Source organism: Luteimonas sp. A537, from assembly GCF_054052065.1.
Window position 1 is genome coordinate 392,753 of sequence record NZ_JBSVRH010000004.1, and the last position, 19,266, is coordinate 412,018.

Consider the following 19,266-nt stretch of genomic DNA (forward strand, 5'->3'; position numbering starts at 1 on the left):
CACGTTGTGGCCGGTACTGCGTCCCGCTCCTGCTTGCGACACCTCGCCACCGGCGCTAGCCTCGTGGCAGGGGTTCATGAAACGTAGCGAAGGGGACAAGGATGACCATCAGGGTCTACGTGGTGGATGACCACGCACTGGTACGCGCCGGGATGCGCATGATTCTGTCGGCAGAGGCCGACATCGAAGTGGTGGGCGAAGCCGAATGCGGCGAGGACGCCCTGCCGCAGATCCGGGCGCTGAAGCCCGACATCGTGCTTTGTGACCTGCACCTGCCCGGCGTCAGCGGGCTGGAGGTCACCGAGCGCATCGTCCGCGGCGAATACGGCCCCAGGGTGATCGTGGTGTCGGTGCTCGAGGACGGGCCGATGCCCAAGCGGATGATCGCCGCGGGGGCCGCGGGTTACGTCGGCAAGGGCGGGGATGCACAGGAATTGCTGCGCGCTGTCCGCGAGGTCGCGGCAGGGCGAAGGTTCCTGGCGAGCAAGGTGGCGCAGTCACTGGCCCTGTCGGGCCTCGATGCTTCGGAATCACCGTTCGATGCGCTGTCGCCGCGGGAAACCGAGGTTGCGATGCTCCTGATCCAGGGCATGCGCCAGGAAGAAATCGCGCGCCGCCTCAGCCTCAGCGCCAAGACCATCAACACCCACAAGACGCGGCTGTTCGAGAAGCTGCGGGTGCACGACAGCATTGCGCTTGCGCGCCTGGCCAGCCAGTACGGCATGGCCGACCCCGCGCACGCCATCGTCTAGCGTACGCGGGGGTGGCTTCGGTCAGGCGCCGGTGGGCGCCTGGTCGTCTTTTCCGCGCGGCGCGGGGTTCACCGCATCCTGCGGCTCGTCCTGCGCGTCGGCTTGCGCCGCCTGGGACTCGTCGCCGGCGTCCGCATCCGCCACGGCTTCGGCAGCGGCATCCGCAGGCGCTACGGCTTCGGCCGGCGCCACTGCTTCGGCCACGGGTTCGGCGAGCGCGGCGGCTTCGGCTGCTGCAGGCGTGGCCGACACGGCTGCGGCGGACGTGGGTTCGAGGCCGTCAAAGAGGCCGCGCGGCTGTGACGTTGCAGCCGGCACGGTCCCGATCGGCGTCGCCGCAGGGGCCTCGGCCGTAGGCGCATCGGCCGCGGGCGCATCCGCCGCCGCCTCGACCACGGGCGTCTCGTTCGCAGGCGCTGCCACGTCCGGATCCCGGGCCGGGCTTGCGTCCGCGCTGGCCTGCGGCGTCTGCTCCACGACCGTCGCTGCGACCGCCGTGGCGGCCACGGCTGCCGGAGTGGCGGCGATTGCCGGAGTATCCGAGGCAACAGGAGCAGCCGAAGCGACCGGGGTCGCCTCCGCCGCCGGCGATTGGCGCTGGACGGGCTTCGCCGCCGACGCATCGTCGACGAAGTCGAATTCCGGCTGCGAACTGCGTGCAACCGGGACGTCAGAAGCATCCTCGCCCGTTGCGATGTCGTCGCTGTTGGCGTTGTCACCGCTGCCCTCTTCACCCGCGCCGCGACGGCGACGGCGGCCACCGCGACGTCCGCGGCGGCGCTTCTGCGCGGCCTGCCCGGAGTCGTCGTCGGAGTCGCCGGGTGTTGCATCGGCATTGACGGCATTGCCGTTGTCCGCGGCGTCCGCGACCGGCAGCTCATCGCTGGGCGAAGCCGCGGGCGCGCGGTTGCGTCGGGGGGTGTCGCCCTGCGTGCCGGAGTCGGCGGCCGGGGACTGCGAAGCCGTCGACTCGCTCGCGGCCGCGGCTGTCACCCCGGTCGCCGCCAGAGCCACCACCGCTGCCTTGTCGGCAGCGTCCTGCGCGAGCTTGTCGCCCGCAGCCGGGACCTGCACGTCTTCGTTGCGACGCCTGCGGCCCTGGGTACCGCGCTCGCCTTCCGGCCGCTCGGCGCGCTTCTCGCGTGCCGGCTTCTCGCGCTGCTGCTTCTGCGCCGCGGCTGTCTGGTTGTCCAGGGTGTCATGGCCGTCCTGGCTGCTCTGGGCCGTAGCCTTCTGCTGCCTGCCCGCGCCCTGACCGCCGTTGCCACGACGGCCATCGCGGCGACCACCGCCCTTGCCGCCGCGTCCGTCGCGTTCTGCGTCACGCCCTCCGTCACGCTCCTGCCGCGGACCACGTTCGCCGCGGCGTTGGCCGCCGGACTTGTCCGCGGCCGGCTTGCGCGCATCGGCCTCGGGCTGGCCCACGAACAAGGCCTTCAGCCAGCCGACGATGCCGCCGCTGGCGGCGATCGCCGGCAGCGGTGCAGCCGCGGCGGGCGTGGGTGCCGGAACGGGTGCCGGCGCCGCCTCGGGCGCCGGGCGCGGCTCGCGCACCGGTGCCGGGCGCGAATGCTGGACCTTGGTGACCGCGGCCGCGGGCACGTTGAGGTTGGCCTTGGTCAGCGCGATGGTCGCCACCTTGCGCGGCGTGCCGCGACGGTAGCTCGGCTTCGCGGACTCGTCGTCAAGCTCGTTGGTACGCAGGCGGGTGACTTCGTAATGCGGCGTATGCAGCTGCTCGTCGGCGACGATCACGATCGGCGCGTCGTGGCGCTTCTCGATCTCGCGCAGGGCGCTGCGCTTTTCGTTGAGCAGGTAGTTGGCGATTTCCACCGGGGCCTGCACCAGGACCTGCCCGGTGTTGTCCTTCATCGCATGTTCTTCGGCCAGGCGGATGATCGCCAGCGCCAGCGATTCGACGCTGCGCATGCGGCCATGGCCCTCGCAGCGCGGGCACACGATCTGGCTGGATTCGCCCAGGCTCGGGCGCAGGCGCTGCCGGCTCATTTCAAGCAAGCCGAAGCGCGAGATGCGGCCCAGCTGCACGCGCGCGCGGTCGTACTTGAGCGCGCCCTGCAGGCGGTTCTCGACCTCGCGCTGGTGCTTGTTGGACGACATGTCGATGAAGTCGATCACCACCAGGCCACCCAGGTCGCGCAGGCGCAGCTGGCGCGCCACCTCTTCGGCGGCCTCGAGGTTGGTGTGGAACGCGGTCTCCTCGATGTCGCCGCCCTTGGTGGCGCGCGCCGAGTTCACGTCGACCGCGGTCAGGGCCTCGGTCTGGTCGATCACCAGTGCGCCGCCGGAGGGCAGGCGGATGGTGCGCTCGTAGGCGTTCTCGATCTGCGATTCGATCTGGTAGCGATTGAACAGCGGGACGTCGTCGGTGTAATGCTTGAGCTTGCGCAGGTTGTGCGGCATCACCAGCTCGACGAATTCCTTCGCCTCTTCGTACATCTCCGGCGTGTCGACCAGGATCTCGCCGACGTCGGCGCGCATGTAGTCGCGCAGCGCGCGGATGATGAGGCGCGACTCCTGGTAGATCAGGAACGGCGCGGGCTTGGACAGCGCGGCCTCGGCCACCGCCTTCCAGATCGACAGCAGGTAGTCGAGGTCCCACTGCAGCTCTTCGGCGTCGCGGCCGACGCCGGCGGTGCGGATGATCACGCCCATGTCGTCGGGGATCGCCAGCGCGTCCATCGCCTTCTTGAGCTCGGCGCGGTCGTCGCCCTCGATGCGGCGCGAGACGCCGCCGGCGGTCGGCGAGTTCGGCATCAGCACCATGTAGCGGCCGGCCAGCGAGATGAAGGTGGTCAGGGCGGCGCCCTTGTTGCCGCGCTCGTCCTTGTCGACCTGGACCACCACTTCCTGGCCTTCGCGCAGGAGCTCCTTGATGCCGGCCTTGTTGTGGTCGACGCCGGAGGCGAAGTAGTCGCGGGAGATTTCCTTCAGCGGCAGGAAGCCGTGGCGCTCGCCGCCGTACTCGATGAAGGCGGCTTCAAGCGAGGGCTCGATGCGGGTGATGCGGCCCTTGTAGATGTTGGACTTTTTCTGTTCCTGGGAGGGTTGCTCGATGTCGATGTCGTACAGGTTCTGTCCATCGACGATTGCGACGCGCAGTTCCTCTGCCTGCGTCGCGTTGATCAGCATGCGCTTCATTGTTGCGTTCCTTACGCGCTCTCGCACGCGGAACGCCGGGGCGTTTCGCCTGGATCTGACCTGCCGCCGGCGCGCGAGCGCCTGGCGACTCTGGTTGCTTCCAGCGCTGCACACCACGGCGGGCCGCGGGAGCGCTTGTTCCATAATGCTTTTTTTGGGCCGGCGGCTGCGCAGGAGCCCCCCCTTGGGGGCAGGCCTGCGCGCCGCGCGGGACATGTTCAGCGCCGGTGCGTGCACCGGGCGATCACAGGAGCTGCCGTCCAGCCGCTAACATGGCTGCCCCGGGGGCAGTGGTCGCGCTCTGGAGGGACTCGCGGAAGGCCGGCTTTTGACCGGGGAACTTCCAGCGAAATCAGGACCTTATCTCGCCCGGCGAGTGTAGCAGAAAAGAATTCAGGCAAGACGCCCCGCGAAGGGCGGCTTCCAGCAGCCCGCAGGGAATCCACGCATGTCCGATCCAGGCAAGACCCCAGCAACCGGCGGCGTACGCCAGGTCCGCATTTCCGAGGATCGCGACGGCCAGCGCCTCGACAATTTCCTCCTCGCCTACCTCAAGGGTGCGCCGCGCTCACTGGTCTACAAGATCGTGCGCAGCGGCCAGGTGCGGGTGAACGGGGGGCGCGTGCGCGCCGACCGGCGCCTGGAGGGTGGGGACGAGGTCCGCATCCCGCCGGTCCGGATCGAGGATCCGGCGGACAAGGGCAGCCCGTCGCCCGGTCTGCTCGAGGCCGTGGCCGGCAGCGTCGTGTTCGAGGACGCGCGCTTGCTGGCGATCAACAAGCCCTCCGGCATCGCCAGCCATGGCGGTAGCGGGATCAGCTTCGGCGTCATCGAGACCCTGCGCGCCCTGCGTCCCAACCAGGAGCTTGAGCTGGTCCACAGGCTGGATCGCGACACGTCGGGGCTGATGGTGGTGGCCAAGAAGCGCTCGGCGATGTCGGAGCTGCAGGCGCTGATGCGCGAGGGCACCGGCACCGGGCTGCGCAAGCGCTACCTGGCCCTGCTGCTGGGGCGGATGCCGGATGGCGTGATGAGCGTCGATGCGCCGCTGCACGTCGGCCTGCGCCAGGGCGGCGAGCGCCATGTCCAGGTCGATCCCGCCGGCAAGCCGTCGCTCAGCCACTTCCGCGTGCTCGAGCGCCGCGGCGGACAGTCGTACTGCGAGGTGCGCATCGAAACCGGCCGCACCCACCAGATCCGCGCCCACGCCCGCCACATCGGCCATGCGGTGGCCGGCGACGACAAGTACGGCGACGCCGAGGCCAACCGCCGCCTGCGCGACAAGGTCGGCCTGCGCCGGCTGTTCCTGCACGCCGCATCCCTGGAGTTTTCGCTCGACGCAGGGCAGGCGCCCTATGTGCTCAGCGCGCCGCTGGCGCCCGACCTGGTCGAGGCGCTGGATCGCCTGGGCTGAACCCGTGGCCCCGGTCGTGGTTCAGGCGGCGAGTTCGTCGGTGCGCGCGGCGCAGATGAAGTCGTTCTCGCTCAGGCCGTCGACGTCATGGGTCGACCAGCGCACCTCGCAGCGGTCGTAGTGCACGCCGAGGTCGGGGTGGTGGTCTTCGCGGTTGGCCATGTGTGCCAGCGCATTCACGAAGGACATGGTGTGCCGGTAGTCGGGGAAGCGGAAGGTCCGCACCAGTGCCTTGCCTTCCTCGGCCAGGGTCCATTCGGGCACTTCGGACATGAATTCGCGGATTCGGGCCTCGGCCAGGCGGTGATCCGGGCCACGGCGTGGAGTGCAGTGGGCGCGGGCAAGAGAGGTGTGGTCGGACATGGTCGGCTCCTGGACAGGCGGCCCGGGCTGCTGAACGACCGATGTCGATCGGCACGTCGCCAGCCGGCATCGCCGGCAAACCCGGGCAGGGCGGCTAGAATACCCGCATGATCCAGATCTCAGACTCCGCGCAGACCCATTTCCGCAAGCTCATCGAACGCGAGGCCGTGCCCGGCATGGGCGTGCGCCTGGGCGCGATGCGCCCGGGTACGCCGCAGGCCGACGTGCGCCTGGAGTTCGCCGCGCCCGATGAGCTGCGCGGTGACGAATGGGCGGTGGACTGCACCGGCTTCACCCTCTGGCTCGACGCCGAGAGCGTGCCTTTCCTGGAAGGCGCCGAAATCGACTACACCACCCTTGCCACCGGCGGCCAGCTGCAGATCCGCGCGCCGCGCATCAAGGGCGTGAAGCCGGAGGACGAAGCCTCGCTGGTCGAGCGCGTGCGCTGGACGATCGAACACGTGGTCAATCCCCAGCTGGCGTCGCACGGTGGCCATGTCAGCGTGCAGGAGGTCAGTGCGGAGGGCGTTGTGATCCTCAGCTTCGGCGGTGGCTGCCACGGCTGCGGCATGGCCGACGTCACCCTCAAGCAGGGGATCGAAAAGACCCTGCTCGAACAGGTGCCCGGGGTGACCGCGGTGCGCGACGCCACCGACCATGACACGGGTGCGGCGCCGTACATCCCGCGCGCTTCGGCCTGATCGCCCGACACGCTTCGACGCCGACGGATGTTCACTTCCGCCGAACTGATCGAAGCCCTGCGCCGACGCATGCGGCGTTCATTGCGGCCACAGCCGCCACCCGGCGAGTTTCCGCCAGGCTGGCGCGACTGGTTCACGGCCATGGCGGCGCGTCCCGGGCACATCAGCGGAGCCACGGCGGACGAACTACTCGCGATCCTTGCCGCGCGTGAGCCAGCGCTGCCGGCCGCCGGCAGCGAGCCCCCCGGGCGCTGGCGGGCCTTCACTACGCTGTGGCGCCAGGAATGGCAGCCAGCCAGTCGCGACGAGCGCTGGACGCGCATCGCCGCGACGTCGGGAAGCCTGCTGCTGCACCTGCTGTTCGCGGTGGCGCTGGTGTGGCTGATGCTCGCCCGCTTCCATTTCGCCGCGCCCCTGGAGGATGCACGCGACGGCGAGGAGCACGTGCTGCAGGTGGAGTACATCGGCGAGGGCACTCCGGACGACACCGGTGGCGGAGCGGTTGAGGCGCCGGTCGAATCGCCCGCGGACCCTGCCTCGGCAGCGCGGGCAGCGGCGAGCGCCTTGCCGCGGGAAGTCGCGCCAGCCGTGGAAACGCCTACGGACGTGCAGCTGGAGCATGCACCGGCCGCGCCGCCGCCGCTCCCCGAGCGCGAGATGGTCCTCGACGTGCCCGAGCTTGCACCACCGCAGGTCGAGGCGCCCGACGTGCTCCAGGTCACCGAGGTCGACATCCCGGACAGCGACTTCGTCGTGCCGCCCGCGCGCGAGATCGCGCTGCAGGCACCCTCCACCCCGGTGGCCGAGGTCGCCGTGCGCAACCGCGAGATCGAGGTGCAGGCGCCCGCCGAGGTGCAGGTGCCGCTGGCGCCCGCGACCCGCGTGGTGGACGTGGCCGTGCCGCGGCCCTCGCCGCGCGGCGTGGCGGTGGTCGAACGCGAGATCGAACTCGCCGAGGCGCGCGATGTCGCAGTCCGTCCGTCGATCGAAATTGCACCGATCCGCACCCGCGACGCAACGACCGCTGCGCCGTCGGCCCGCGAGCGTGCGGTGCCGATGCCCGCGGCGCGACCGGCTTCCGCCGCTGCTGGCGCGACTGCGGGCACCGCGGAACGCGGGCCTGCGTCGACGCTGTCGGAACGGGCCGTGGGCGAAGGGGCGGCGGATCGGCAAAGCGCCGCTGCCGGCGGCCGTCCGGAGGCCGGCCCTGGCGCGCGCAGTACCGGGAGCCCGGCGTCAGGCGCCGGACAGCGGCCTGGACAGCCGCCAGGTGCGCTTCCATCCGCTGGCGCCAGCGACGACTGGGGCGACTCCGTGCGCGATGTGCCGGGCCGGCAGGCCGGCACGCCGGGCGCCCCGGGCCTGTTCAACGCCGACGGCAGCCCGCGCCTGCCCGGCGATGGCCGCGTTGGCGGCGGCCTGCCGCCGGGCACGATCACCGAGGACTTCGAAAACATCGACCGCCACGGCACCTGGCTGAAGCGCCCGCCTTACGACTACGAGCCGACGTCGTTCGACCGCTTCTGGATGCCCAGCGAGAGCCTGCTCGAGGAATGGGTGCGGCGCAGCGTCACCGAAGTGCTGATACCGATCCCCGGGACCACCAAGACGATTCGCTGCGTCACCGTCATGCTGGCCCTCGGCGGCGGCTGCGGCATCGTCGATCCCAACCTGCAGGAGCAGCCGGCAGCGGCACGCCCGCCGCCGGACGTCCCGTTCAAGCGGGAGCTGCAGGAAGACCAGGACAGCCTCGGCCCGCCGCCGCAGCCCTGAGCGAAGACCCTGCCAGGAGCGGCGGTCCCCGATGCCCGGACGGCACGAAGCCCGCGCATGGCGGGCTTCGTGGACAGCTTGCCGGGCGTGGACCTCAGTTGATGCTGTGGACGCCGTGGAGGTCGCGGACCTGCGCCGGACGCGATGCGAACCAGGCAGCGAGGTCGGCGATCTGCTGGTCGTCGAGGTCGCGCGCCTGGTTGGACATCAGCGGATGGTCGCGCTGGCCGCTGCGGTAGGCCTGCAGCGCATGCGCCAGGTAGTCCTGGTACTGACCGCCGATCTTGGGATAGGTCGCGTCCAGTGGCGCGTTGCCATCGGCACCGTGGCAGTCGATGCAGGTCTGGCCCGTGGCCTCGCCCTTGACGTTGGCGCGCGCCTCGCCTTCGGCGATGCGGCCCACGGGCAGGGAGTTGACCGAGGTGGCCTGCACCAGGCCCGGTTCCGCCGGCGCACCACCGCAGGCGACGAGGAGGAGGCTGGTGCCAAGTGCGACGGCAAGGCCGAGTGCGGAAGTCTTCATGGCGCGGCTCACTGCGTCAGGCCCGAAAGGAAAGCGGCGATGTCGGCGATGTCCTGGTCGGAGAAACTCTGCGCCTGGACCTCCATGGTCGGATGCTTGCGCGTGCCGTTGCGGTACTCGGTGAGCGCGTTGACCAGGTATTCGCTGGACTGGCCGCCAATCTTGGGCACGTGGTAGTGCGGATAGGCATTCTTGTAGCCTTCGATGCCGTGGCAGCCCACGCAGGTATAGGTGAGCATGCGGCCTGCGTCGGGCGTGCCCTCGGCGACGACCTGCTGCGCGAGCGCGGCGGGTGCGTGTACGGCGAAGGCAAGGGCAAGGCAGGCGGCGATCGGCAACGGTCGCATCATGTCGTGTTCCGCGTCCTGTAAAAGTTGAAGGATGGGGGCCGGCGACAATTCCCCGTCGTCGACCATCGCCGCAGTATAGCGACGGAGCGGAGCGCTGTTAAAGCCGTCCGTTCCGCAGGGGCTACGTCGGCCCCGTCACATGCCATTGGCATGCATGACCTTCGGCGGATTCAGCCGCCTGTCCCAGTGATGTACATTCCTACCACACCATTCTGGCCTGTCTCCCCATGTCCGCAATCCGCCCTCCTGTCCGACGTTCCTTCGCCGGCACCGCCGTCGCCCTGCTGGCCGCAACGCTCCTTCTCGCCGGCTGTGGGAGCCGTGCGGAGAACGAGGCCGCGAAGGAGGGCGATGGCCCGCCGCCGGTCACCGTGGAAGCGGCGGCGGCCGCACCGCGCGCGATGGCCGCGAGCTACAGCGGCAGCGCATCGCTCGAGGCGCGCGCCGAGGCGCAGGTGGTCGCCAAGACCTCCGGCGTCGCGCTCGAGGTGCTGGTGGAAGAAGGCGACGCGGTGCGCGCGGGCCAGGTGCTCGTGCGCATCGATGCCGACCGCGCGCGGCTCAACCTGGCCCAGGTCGATGCCCAGGTGAAGAAGCTCGAGGCCAATTTCCGCCGTGCCAGCGAGCTGGTGAAGCAGCAGATGGTCAGCGTGGGCGATCATGACCAGCTGCGCTACGACCTCGAGAACGCGCGTGCCACCTGGCGCCTGGCGCAGCTGGAGCTGTCGTACACGAATGTCACCGCGCCGATCTCCGGCGTGGTCGCATCGCGCTCGATCAAGCCCGGCAACTTCGTGCAGATCAACACGCCGATCATCCGCATCGTCGACAACTCGCGGTTGGAGGCCACGCTCAACGTGCCCGAGCGCGACCTGACGACGTTGCGCGAGGGCCTGCCGGTACGCATGCAGGTCGACGCCTTGTCGGGGCGCCAGTTCGTCGGCGTGGTCGACCGCATCGCCCCGGTGGTCGATGCCGGCAGCGGCACCTTCCGCGTGGTCTGCGCCTTCGATCCACACGATGGCGCACTGCAACCGGGCATGTTCGCGCGCATCGGCATCGACTACGACAACCGCGCCGCGGCGCTGGCGATACCGCGCGGCGCGCTGCTGGAGGACGATGGCGAACCGGCGGTGTTCGTCGTCCGCGATGGCAAGGCGGTGCGCACCGCGATCATCACCGGCTATGTCGACGGCGACTACATCGAGGTCCGCGACGGACTGGTGGAAGGCGATCGCGTCGTCACCGCGGGCAAGATCGCGCTGCGCGACGGCAGCGCGGTGCAGGTGATCGGCGATGCGCCGGTCGAAGTGGCCGAAGCCGATGCCGAAGCCGGCGACGACGCGACCGACGGGACGCAGTAATGAGCGCCCAGGGGACGGGACACGACGGCGTGGACGGCACGCTGCGCGCCGACGGCCTGGTCGGCTTCTCGGTGCGCCGCCGGGTGACGGTGGCGATGGTGACGGTCAGCCTGCTGCTGTTCGGCCTGATCGCGCTGGGCAACCTCAAGGTCAACCTGCTGCCGGACATCAGCTATCCGACGCTGACCGTGCGGACCGAATACACCGGCGCCGCGCCGCAGGAAATCGAGACCCTGGTCAGCGAGCCGGTCGAAGAGGCGCTGGGCGTGGTCAAGGGCGTGCGCAAGCTGCGCTCGGTTTCGCGTACAGGCCAGAGCGACGTGGTGCTGGAGTTCGCCTGGGGCACGGACATGGACCAGGCCAGCCTGGAGGTGCGCGACAAGCTCGACACCCTTGCGCTGCCGCTGGAAGTCGAGCCGCCGCTGCTGCTGCGCTTCAATCCATCCACCGAGCCGATCCTGCGCCTGGCGCTCAGCGCCGACGACGGTGAGGGCGATGCCATCCGCCAGCTCACCCTGCTGCGCCGCTACGCCGACGACGATCTGAAGAAGAAGGTCGAACCGGTCCCGGGCGTGGCCGCGGTCAAGGTTGGCGGCGGCCTTGAGGACGAGATCCAGGTCGAGCTCGACCTGCAGGCGCTGGCGCGCATCGGCCTGTCGGTCGACGCGGTGGTGCAGCGCCTGCGCGAAGAGAACATCAACCTGTCGGGCGGGCGCCTGGAACAGGGCACGCAGCGCTACCTGGTGCGCACGGTCAACCAGTTCGCGAGCGTCGATGAGATCCGCGGGATGCTGGTGGCCACGCAGTCGGCCGGGGCCGGCGGCGGCGGCGCCGACGAGGTCGCACGGATCGCGGCGGCGTCCGGCGATGCTTCGGTGCTGGCCGCGGCGATGTCCGCGCAAAGCGCTGCGGCTGCGTCCAACCGCGCCGTGGCCGATGGCCGCGCCGTGCGCCTGGGCGACATCGCCGAGGTCCGCCAGGGCTACAAGGAACGTGAGGCGATCATCCGCCTCGACGGCCGCGAGGCGGTTGAACTTGCGATCTACAAGGAGGGCGACGCCAACACCGTCGCCACCGCCGCGGCGGTCGAGGCGCGCTTGCAGGCCATCCGGAAGGACCTGCCGGAGAACGTGCGCCTTGACGTGGTCGACGACCAGGCGCGCTTCATCCGCGCGGCGATCTCGGGCGTGCGCAACGACGCCATCCTCGGCGGCACGCTCGCGATCCTGATCATCTTCCTGTTCCTGCGCAACGGCTGGAGCACCTTCGTGATCGGCATCTCGTTGCCGGTCTCGATCATCACCACCTTCTTCTTCATGGACCAGATGGGGCTCAGCCTCAACGTCATGTCGCTGGGCGGCCTGGCGCTGGCCACGGGCCTGGTGGTGGACGATTCGATCGTGGTGCTGGAGAGCATCGCCAAGGCGCGCGAGCGCGGGCTGGGCATCCTCGACGCGGCAATCGCGGGCACCCGCGAAGTGAGCATGGCGGTGGTGGCGTCCACGCTGACGATCATCGCGGTGTTCCTGCCGCTGGTGTTCGTGGAAGGCATCGCCGGCCAGCTGTTCCGCGACCAGGCGATGACCATCGCGCTGGCCGTGGGCATCTCGCTGGTGGTGGCGATGACCCTGATCCCGATGCTGAGCGCGCTGAAGTCGGAGGCGCCGATGGCCTTTCCCGAGGAGACGCCGCATCCCGAATGGCGCCCGACCTCGCCTTGGCAGAGGCCGTTCGCGTTCATCGCGCGCTGGACGGGCAAGGTCTTCCGTGCCGTGGTCTTCGCCGTCGCGTGGGTGGCGATCCGCGCGGGGCGCCTGCTTTCGGCGGTCGTTGGACGTCCCATGGGCGCGGCAAGCCGCCTGGCCATGGCGCCCTATGACCGTGCCGAGCGCGGCTATATACGCCTGCTGCCCGGGGCGCTGGCGCGACCGGGCCTGGTTCTGGGCGTCGCCGGGGTGGCATTCGTGGCGAGCATGGCGATCGTGCCGACGCTGGGCACCGACCTGATCCCGCAGCTCGCGCAGGACCGCTTCGAGATGACCATGCGGCTGCCGCCTGGCACGCCGCTGCGCGAGACCGACGCGCTGATGCGCCGCGTGCAGCAGGCGCATGCGGACGACGAAGGCACCTCGGTGCTGTTCGGCGTCAGCGGCACCGGCACCCGCCTGGATGCCAATCCCACCGACAGTGGCGAGAACATCGGCCGCCTGTCGATCGTGATGGAGGGTGGCGGCAGTGCCGAAGTCGAAGCGCGGCTGACCGACGGACTTCGCGCAACGATGCAGGGCGAGCCGGGCGTGCAGGTCGACTTCAGCCGTCCGGCGCTCTTCAGCTTCTCCAGTCCCCTGGAAATCGAGCTGCAGGGCCATGATCTCGATGCGCTCGCAGCGGCCGGCACTCGCCTGGCCGCGCTGCTGCGCGGCAGTCCGCACTACGCCGACGTGAAATCCACGGTGGAGCAGGGCGCACCCGAGATCCGCATCGTCTTCGACCAGGAGCGTGCCGGAGCGATGGGCCTGACCACGCGCGAAGTGGCCGATGCGGTGGTCAACTCGGTGCGCGGCGAAGTGGCCACGCGCTACGACTTCCGCGACCGCAAGATCGACGTGCTGGTGCGCGCCCGCGAGTCGGAACGCGATTCGGTTCGTGCGATCCGCGACCTGATCGTGAATCCGGGTTCGACGCGACCGGTGCGCCTGTCCGCGGTCGCGGACGTGGTGGCGACCACCGGTCCAAGCGAGATCCATCGCGCCGACCTGGGCCGCGTGGCGGTGGTGTCGGCCAACCTGCGCGACATCGACCTGGGTGCCGCGGTCGAGGAAGTGCGTGCGTTGGTGGCCGCCAACCCGCTGGGCGCCGGCATCGGCATGCACATCGGTGGCCAGGGCGAGGAGTTGGCGGAGTCGCTGTCTTCGCTGCTGTTCGCCTTCGGCCTGGCGATCTTCATGGTCTACCTGGTAATGGCCTCGCAGTTCGAATCGCTGCTGCATCCCTTCGTGATCCTGTTCACCATCCCGCTGGCGATGGTGGGCGCGATCCTGGCGCTGCTCTTGACCGGCAACACGATCTCGGTGGTGGTGTTCATCGGCCTGATCCTGATGGTGGGGCTGGTGGTCAAGAACGCGATCATCCTGATCGACAAGGTCAACCAGCTGCGCGAGGCCGGCGTGGCCAAGCGCGACGCGCTGGTCGAGGGCGCGCGCTCGCGCCTGCGGCCGATCGTGATGACCACGCTGTCCACGCTGTTCGGCTTCATGCCGCTGGCGCTGGCCTTCGGCGAGGGTGCGGAAGTGCGTTCGCCGATGGCGGTCACGGTGATCGGCGGGCTGCTGGTATCGACCCTGCTCACCCTGCTGGTAATCCCGGTCGTGTACGACCTGCTCGACCGCCGCGGCGATGACTACTACCTCGAACGCGGGCGCCGGGTGCGCATCGCCGCGGGTGATGACGATCGCGGCGAGGGCAAGGGCCTGCCGGCATGAGCGTCGCCGAATTCAGCCTGCGGCGGCCGGTCACCACGGTGATGCTGTTCATTTCCCTGGTGGTGGTGGGTCTGATCGCCGGCTTCCGCCTGCCATTGGAGGCGCTGCCCGACGTGTCGGCGCCGCTCCTGTTCGTGCAGCTGCCCTACGAGGGCTCGAGCCCCGAGGAAGTGGAGCGCAACCTGCTGCGCCCGGCCGAGGAGGCGCTGGCCACGATGACCGGCATCAAGAGCATGCGCGGCAGCGCCAGCGCCAACGGCGCCTCGGTGTTCCTTCAGTTCCGCGACTGGGAGCGCGACATCGCGATCACGGCCTCCGAGGCGCGCGAGCGTCTGGATGCGGTCCGCGACGAGTTGCCCGACGATTTTCGCCGTTACTTCGTCTTCAAGTGGTCAAGCGGCGACCAGGCGATCCTGCGGGTGCGCCTGGCGGGTGACGTCGACCTGTCTTCCTCCTACGACATGCTCGAGCGCCTGCTCAAGCGCAGGCTGGAGCGGATCCCGGGCGTCGCCCGCGTGGAGATCAACGGCGCGCCCGCGAGTGAGGTCGAGATCGCGATCGATCCCGACCGGCTGAATGCCCACGGCGTGGCCTTGAACACCCTGGCCCAGCGCCTGCGCACGGTGAACTTCTCGGTGTCGGCGGGGACGATCGAGGACGGTGGCATGCGCCTGCGCGTGCAGCCACAGGGAGAGATCACTACCCTCGAGCAGCTGCGCGAGCTCGTCATCGACCCCAGTGGCCTGCGCCTGGGAGACATCGCCGAGGTGCACCTCAAGCCCGAGCGCATGGACTACGCGCGTCGCCTGGACGGGCGCAATGCGGTGGGCCTGGAGGTCTTCAAGGAGCGCGACGCGAACCTGGTGGAAGTCTCGCGCACGGTGCTGGCCGAGATGCGCGCCGCAGCAAGTGAGCCGGGGCTGGAGGGGATCGATTTCAAGGTCATGCACGACATGGGCGACGAGGTGACCAGCTCGCTGGTCGAGCTGGCCGAGGCCGGCGCGATCGGCCTGCTGCTGTCGATCGTGGTGCTGTTCTTCTTCCTGCGCCACTGGCCCTCGACGTTGATGGTGACGTTGGCGATCCCGATCTGTTTCATCATGACGCTCGGCTTCATGCACTTCTTCGGCGTGACGCTGAACGTGCTGAGCCTGATGGGCCTGTTGCTGGCGGTCGGCATGCTGGTGGACAACGCCGTGGTGGTGGTCGAGAGCATCTACCAGGAGCGTGAACGCGACCCGGGCAATCCGGTCCGGGCCTCGCTCGCGGGCACGAAGCACGTCGCGATCGCGCTGTCGGCGGGCACGCTGTGCCACTGCATCGTGTTCCTGCCCAACCTGCTGGGCGAGGTCAACGACATCAGCATCTTCATGGCCCAGATCGCGATCACGATCTCGGTCTCGCTGCTGGCCTCGTGGCTGGTGGCGGTGAGCCTGATCCCGATGCTGTCGGCGCGCATGCGCACGCCGCCGGCACTGGTGGAAAAGGGCGGCATGATCCGGCGGATGCAGGATCGCTATGCGCGCCTGCTGCGCTGGAGCCTGGCGCGCCGCGGCTGGAGTGTGTTCGGGATCCTGCTGGTGGTGGCGGTGAGCATGGTGCCGATGACGCGCACCACCTTCGACATGTTCGGCGGCGGCGAACAGGGCGAAATCCAGCTGTATTACAAATGGAATGGCAGCTACACGCTGCCGCAGATGTCCGACGAAGTGCGGCGCGTGGAAGCGTTCCTGGATGAGAACAGGAAGGAATTCCGCATCACGCAGCTCTACTCGTATTTCAGCGAAGGCAACGACGCGGGGACGATGATCACCTTCGAAGAAGGCATCGCCGACGTCAAGCCGCTCTCGGAGGCGATCAGCAAGGCGCTTCCGAAGTCGGCACGCGCCGAGATTGGCGTGTCCAGCCCCGGCGGGCAGGGCGGCGGCGGAGGCGGCCTCGGCCAGAATGTCAGCGTGCAGCTGGTCGGCGACAGTGCGGCGGTGTTGCGCGAAATCGCCGGGGATGTGGTGCCGATGCTGGAAGCGCGCCCCGAGCTGCGCGACGTGCGCATGGACGACGGGAACCGCATCGACGAACTGGCCATCCGCGTCGATCGCGAGCGTGCGGCCGCCTTCGGCTTCAGCGCCGAACAGGTTTCGTCCTTCGTGTCGATGGCGCTGCGCGGCACCCAGTTGCGCGAGTACCGCCGTGGCGAGAGCGAAGTCCCGGTCTGGGTCCGCTTCAGCGGCGCCGAGGAGTACGGTCCCGCCAACGTCGCGTCCTTCATGGTGCGCGCGCCCGACGGACGCCAGGTGCCGCTGTCGGCCATGGTGAACATGGAAGTCTCCGCGTCCGCATCGCAGATCTCGCGCCACGACCGCCAGACCGCGCTTGGCGTCCAGGCCAACCTGGAGGGCGAGACGACCATGGAAGCCGCGCGCAAGGCCATGGAAGAGGTGCTGGACTCGGTGTCGCTGCCGGCCGGCTACGGCCACACGTTCTCCGGCAGCGGCTTCGAGGAAGGCCAGCAGGCGATGAACCAGATGCTGTTCAACTTCGTGCTGGCGCTGGTGATGATCTACGTGGTGATGGCGGCGGTCTTCGAGTCGCTGCTGTTCCCGTCGGCGATCATGAGCTGCGTGCTGTTCTCGATCCTGGGCGTGTTCTGGCTGTTCTGGCTCACCGGCACCTCGTTCACGATCATGGCCTTCATCGGCATCCTGGTGCTGATGGGCGTGGTGGTGAACAACGGCATCGTGATGGTCGAGCACATCAACAACCTGCGTCGACGCGGACTGTCACGCACCGATGCGCTGGTCGAAGGCAGCCGCGAACGCCTGCGCCCGATCCTGATGACCATGGGCACGGCGATCCTTGCGATGGTGCCGATCTCGCTCAGCGAGACGGTGGTCCTGGGCGGCCTGGCGTACTCGCCGATGGCGCGCGCGGTGGCCGGTGGGCTGGCGTTCTCGACGGTGGTCAGCCTGCTGTTCCTGCCGACGATCTACGCGATCCTGGATGACCTGGCCGGAGGGACATCTAGATTGCTGCGGCGGGCACGGCGAAAGCGCGGGGATGCGGTGGTCACGGCGACCTGACCGCCGCCCCCGCCCTGCGGGAACGGCTTCCTTCGACTGTAGGAGCGGCTATAGCCTCGAATCGGTGCGCGACGGACTGTCGGCTCAGCCGAGCAGCTTGCCGAGGATGCGCAGCCCGCCGGTCCAGACGCCGATGGCGGTGCCAAGGCTTGTGAGGAAGAAGTTGAGCAGCACCCGCGCCACACGGTTGCGCCACCAGCCGCGCGCGGTGTTGACGTCCTCGCGCAGGGCCATGAAATCGTCGTAGGTCGGCTTGCGCAGTGCGGCCTCGACCACCGCGCTGACGGTGCCCGATGCCAGCGCAGGATGCAGCGGCGTCAGCGGCGAGGCGATGAATGCCGACAGGATGCTCAGTGGATGGCCACCGGCGATGGCGCAGCCGAGCGCGCCCAGGCCGCCGGTGACCAGCACCCACTGCAGCACCAGGTCGGTGCCGACGTCGAAGCCGCCGCGCCAGAAGCCCCAGGCGAAGCCGCCGATCACGACCGTGCCGATGATCAGCTCCATCCACGGGATGCGGGACTTCGGCTTCACCTGCTCCAGCGTTGCGCGGATCTCGGCCGGTGGCGCGGTGTCTTCGCGCAGGTGGGCGGCCAGGCCCTTGAGGTGGCCCGCGCCGACCACCGCCAGCACATTGCGTGCATCCGCCGGCGCGTCGCGCAGGTTCGCGGCCATGTAGCGGTCGCGCTCGGCGATGATCGCCTCGTAGAGCTCCGGTGTCTGGCCGGCGAACTCGGTGAAGCTGGATTCGAGCACGTCGCCCTGCTTCAGCCGTTCGATCTCCTCTTCACCCACTTCATCGCTCGACAGCAGCCCCATCAGCAGGCTGGCGCTGACCTTGGCGCGCCCCCACCAGCCCAGGCTCTGCATCGCGCGCTTGAAGGTCAGGCCGACATCGCGGTCGATGAGCTGCAGCGGCAGGCCGCGCGCAGTGGCGTCGGCGGCCGCGGCCTTGAGCTCGGCGCCGGGCTCCACGCCCATCTGCTCGGCCAGGCGGCGCTGGTAGGCGGCCAGCGCGAGGTTGGCGGCAAACAGCGGGGTCTTGCCCTCGCGCAGCACCTTCACCAGGTCCAGGCTGCCGAGCGTCGCGGGATCGGTCATGGCCTTCAGGCGCTGCGCGTCGAGCTCGACGGCGATGGCGTCGTAGTCGCCGCTGGCGATCGCCGCGCGCACGGCGTCGACGCTGGCGCGCGAGACGTGCGCGGTGCCGAGCAGGGTGTAGCGCACGCCGTCGCGCTCGACGATGGCATGCGGCTGGCTTGCAAGGTCGAAGCCGGCGGCAGCCGCGTCGACGGCTTCGATCCCGTCGGCGGCCGGGGTGGTGGTTTCAGTCATGGGAGTCCGGGGTCGGGCGGGCTGCGGCGCGCGCGTCAGTCGCGGTAGCGGCGCAGCAGGTCGCCGTAGGCGTCGATGCGGCGGTCGCGGAGGAAGGGCCAGATGCGCCGCACGTCCTCGCTGCGGCCCAGGTCGACCTCACAGGTCAGGATCGTTGCGTCGCCGCCGGCTTCGGCGATGAATTCGCCCTGCGGGCCGAGCACGTGGCTGTTGCCCCAGAAGTCGATGCCCGACGCGCCGGTGCGATTGTCGGAAGCATGTGGCGACGGCTCGTGGCCGACGCGGTTGCAGGACAGCACCGGCAGCCCGTTGGCGACCGCGTGGCCGCGGTGGCTCAGGATCCAGGCGTCGCGCTGGCGCTGTTTTTCGTCCTGGTCATCGGTGGGATCCCAGCCGATGGCGGTCGGGTAGAGCAGCAGCTCCGCACCCGCGAGCGCCATCAACCGCGCGGCTTCGGGATACCACTGGTCCCAGCACACCAGCACGCCCAGGCGGCCGACCGAGGTGTCGATCGGCTCGAATCCGAGGTCGCCGGGCGTGAAGTAGAACTTTTCGTGGAAGCCGGGATCGTCGGGGATGTGCATCTTGCGGTACTTGCCGGCGATGCTGCCGTCGGCGTCGAGCACCACCGCGGTGTTGTGGTACAGCCCGGTGGCGCGCTTCTCGAACAGCGAACTGACCAGGACCACGCCGTGCTCCTTGGCCAGCGTCGACAGCCGTTCGGTACTGGGGCCGGGAATCGTCTCGGCGAGGTCGAACTCGTCGACGCACTCGTGCTGGCAGAAGTACGACCCGTTGTGCAGCTCCTGCAGCACGACCAGCTTCGCGCCCTGGCGCGCGGCTTCGCCGACGCGGGCTTCGATCACCTCGAGGTTCTCCGCCGCACCGCCATGGTTGCGTTCCTGGACGAGGGCGACGGGGAGCGTGTTGGTCTTCTTCATCGATTGCAGGCCTGCAGCGGTGCTTCGTG

At 69.5% G+C, this 19,266-nt stretch carries 13 protein-coding genes; 7 read left to right on the forward strand and 6 right to left on the reverse strand.

Annotated elements, in window-relative coordinates:
- Nucleotides 1-101: 101 nt before the first annotated feature.
- On the forward strand, nucleotides 102-752 hold the full coding sequence (locus ACW7GZ_RS12560) for a response regulator (RefSeq protein WP_457002545.1): 651 nt from the start codon (nucleotides 102-104) through the stop codon (nucleotides 750-752).
- Nucleotides 753-773: 21 nt separating this feature from the next.
- Here the strand turns inward: ACW7GZ_RS12560 and rne are convergent, their stop codons facing one another.
- On the reverse strand, nucleotides 774-3,911 hold the full coding sequence (gene rne / locus ACW7GZ_RS12565) for a ribonuclease E (protein ID WP_457009510.1): 3,138 nt from the start codon (nucleotides 3,909-3,911) through the stop codon (nucleotides 774-776).
- A 448-nt stretch (nucleotides 3,912-4,359) separates the two neighbouring features.
- Here rne and ACW7GZ_RS12570 point away from each other — a divergent pair, with 448 nt between their 5' ends.
- Nucleotides 4,360-5,325, forward strand: a complete 966-nt coding sequence (locus tag ACW7GZ_RS12570) for an RluA family pseudouridine synthase (protein WP_457002548.1) — start codon at nucleotides 4,360-4,362, stop codon at nucleotides 5,323-5,325.
- A gap of 21 nt (nucleotides 5,326-5,346) precedes the next feature.
- Here ACW7GZ_RS12570 and ACW7GZ_RS12575 read toward each other — a convergent pair whose 3' ends face one another.
- Nucleotides 5,347-5,688 carry a 4a-hydroxytetrahydrobiopterin dehydratase gene (locus ACW7GZ_RS12575; protein ID WP_457002550.1) on the reverse strand — a complete coding sequence of 114 codons (342 nt, stop codon included), beginning with the start codon at nucleotides 5,686-5,688 and terminating at the stop codon, nucleotides 5,347-5,349.
- A gap of 107 nt (nucleotides 5,689-5,795) precedes the next feature.
- Here ACW7GZ_RS12575 and ACW7GZ_RS12580 point away from each other — a divergent pair, with 107 nt between their 5' ends.
- Together ACW7GZ_RS12580 and ACW7GZ_RS12585 are read left to right on the forward strand one after the other, a co-directional pair.
- The gene (locus ACW7GZ_RS12580; RefSeq protein WP_457002552.1) at nucleotides 5,796-6,389 is read left to right on the forward strand and encodes an NfuA family Fe-S biogenesis protein; all 594 of its coding nucleotides are present in this window, start codon (nucleotides 5,796-5,798) and stop codon (nucleotides 6,387-6,389) included.
- Between the two features lie 27 nt (nucleotides 6,390-6,416).
- The gene (locus tag ACW7GZ_RS12585) at nucleotides 6,417-8,162 is read left to right on the forward strand and encodes a hypothetical protein (protein WP_457009512.1); all 1,746 of its coding nucleotides are present in this window, start codon (nucleotides 6,417-6,419) and stop codon (nucleotides 8,160-8,162) included.
- 94 nt (nucleotides 8,163-8,256) lie between these two features.
- Here ACW7GZ_RS12585 and ACW7GZ_RS12590 read toward each other — a convergent pair whose 3' ends face one another.
- Entirely contained in the window at nucleotides 8,257-8,685 is a 429-nt protein-coding gene (locus tag ACW7GZ_RS12590; protein WP_457002556.1) for a c-type cytochrome, read from the reverse strand.
- 8 nt (nucleotides 8,686-8,693) lie between these two features.
- Entirely contained in the window at nucleotides 8,694-8,924 is a 231-nt protein-coding gene (locus ACW7GZ_RS12595; protein ID WP_457002893.1) for a c-type cytochrome, read from the reverse strand.
- A 338-nt stretch (nucleotides 8,925-9,262) separates the two neighbouring features.
- Between ACW7GZ_RS12595 and ACW7GZ_RS12600 the strand changes: the two genes are divergently transcribed.
- From ACW7GZ_RS12600 to ACW7GZ_RS12610, 3 genes are read left to right on the forward strand one after another with little or no spacing between them, the layout of a single operon-like run.
- Nucleotides 9,263-10,399: an efflux RND transporter periplasmic adaptor subunit gene (locus ACW7GZ_RS12600; protein ID WP_457002558.1), complete on the forward strand. Its 1,137-nt coding sequence runs from the start codon at nucleotides 9,263-9,265 to the stop codon at nucleotides 10,397-10,399.
- The gene (locus tag ACW7GZ_RS12605; protein WP_457009513.1) at nucleotides 10,399-13,881 is read left to right on the forward strand and encodes an efflux RND transporter permease subunit; all 3,483 of its coding nucleotides are present in this window, start codon (nucleotides 10,399-10,401) and stop codon (nucleotides 13,879-13,881) included. Before ACW7GZ_RS12600 ends, ACW7GZ_RS12605 begins: the two co-directional genes overlap by 1 nt.
- Nucleotides 13,878-16,961, forward strand: a complete 3,084-nt coding sequence (locus ACW7GZ_RS12610; RefSeq protein ID WP_457009515.1) for an efflux RND transporter permease subunit — start codon at nucleotides 13,878-13,880, stop codon at nucleotides 16,959-16,961. Before ACW7GZ_RS12605 ends, ACW7GZ_RS12610 begins: the two co-directional genes overlap by 4 nt.
- 84 nt (nucleotides 16,962-17,045) lie before the next feature.
- Here the strand turns inward: ACW7GZ_RS12610 and ACW7GZ_RS12615 are convergent, their stop codons facing one another.
- Both ACW7GZ_RS12615 and ACW7GZ_RS12620 read right to left on the reverse strand, forming a co-directional pair.
- Nucleotides 17,046-18,296, reverse strand: a complete 1,251-nt coding sequence (locus ACW7GZ_RS12615) for a TraB/GumN family protein (protein ID WP_457009517.1) — start codon at nucleotides 18,294-18,296, stop codon at nucleotides 17,046-17,048.
- 35 nt (nucleotides 18,297-18,331) lie between these two features.
- A complete protein-coding gene (locus ACW7GZ_RS12620; RefSeq protein ID WP_457009519.1) occupies nucleotides 18,332-19,237 on the reverse strand; it encodes a carbon-nitrogen hydrolase in 906 nt (301 codons plus the stop codon).
- Nucleotides 19,238-19,266: the final 29 nt, after the last annotated feature.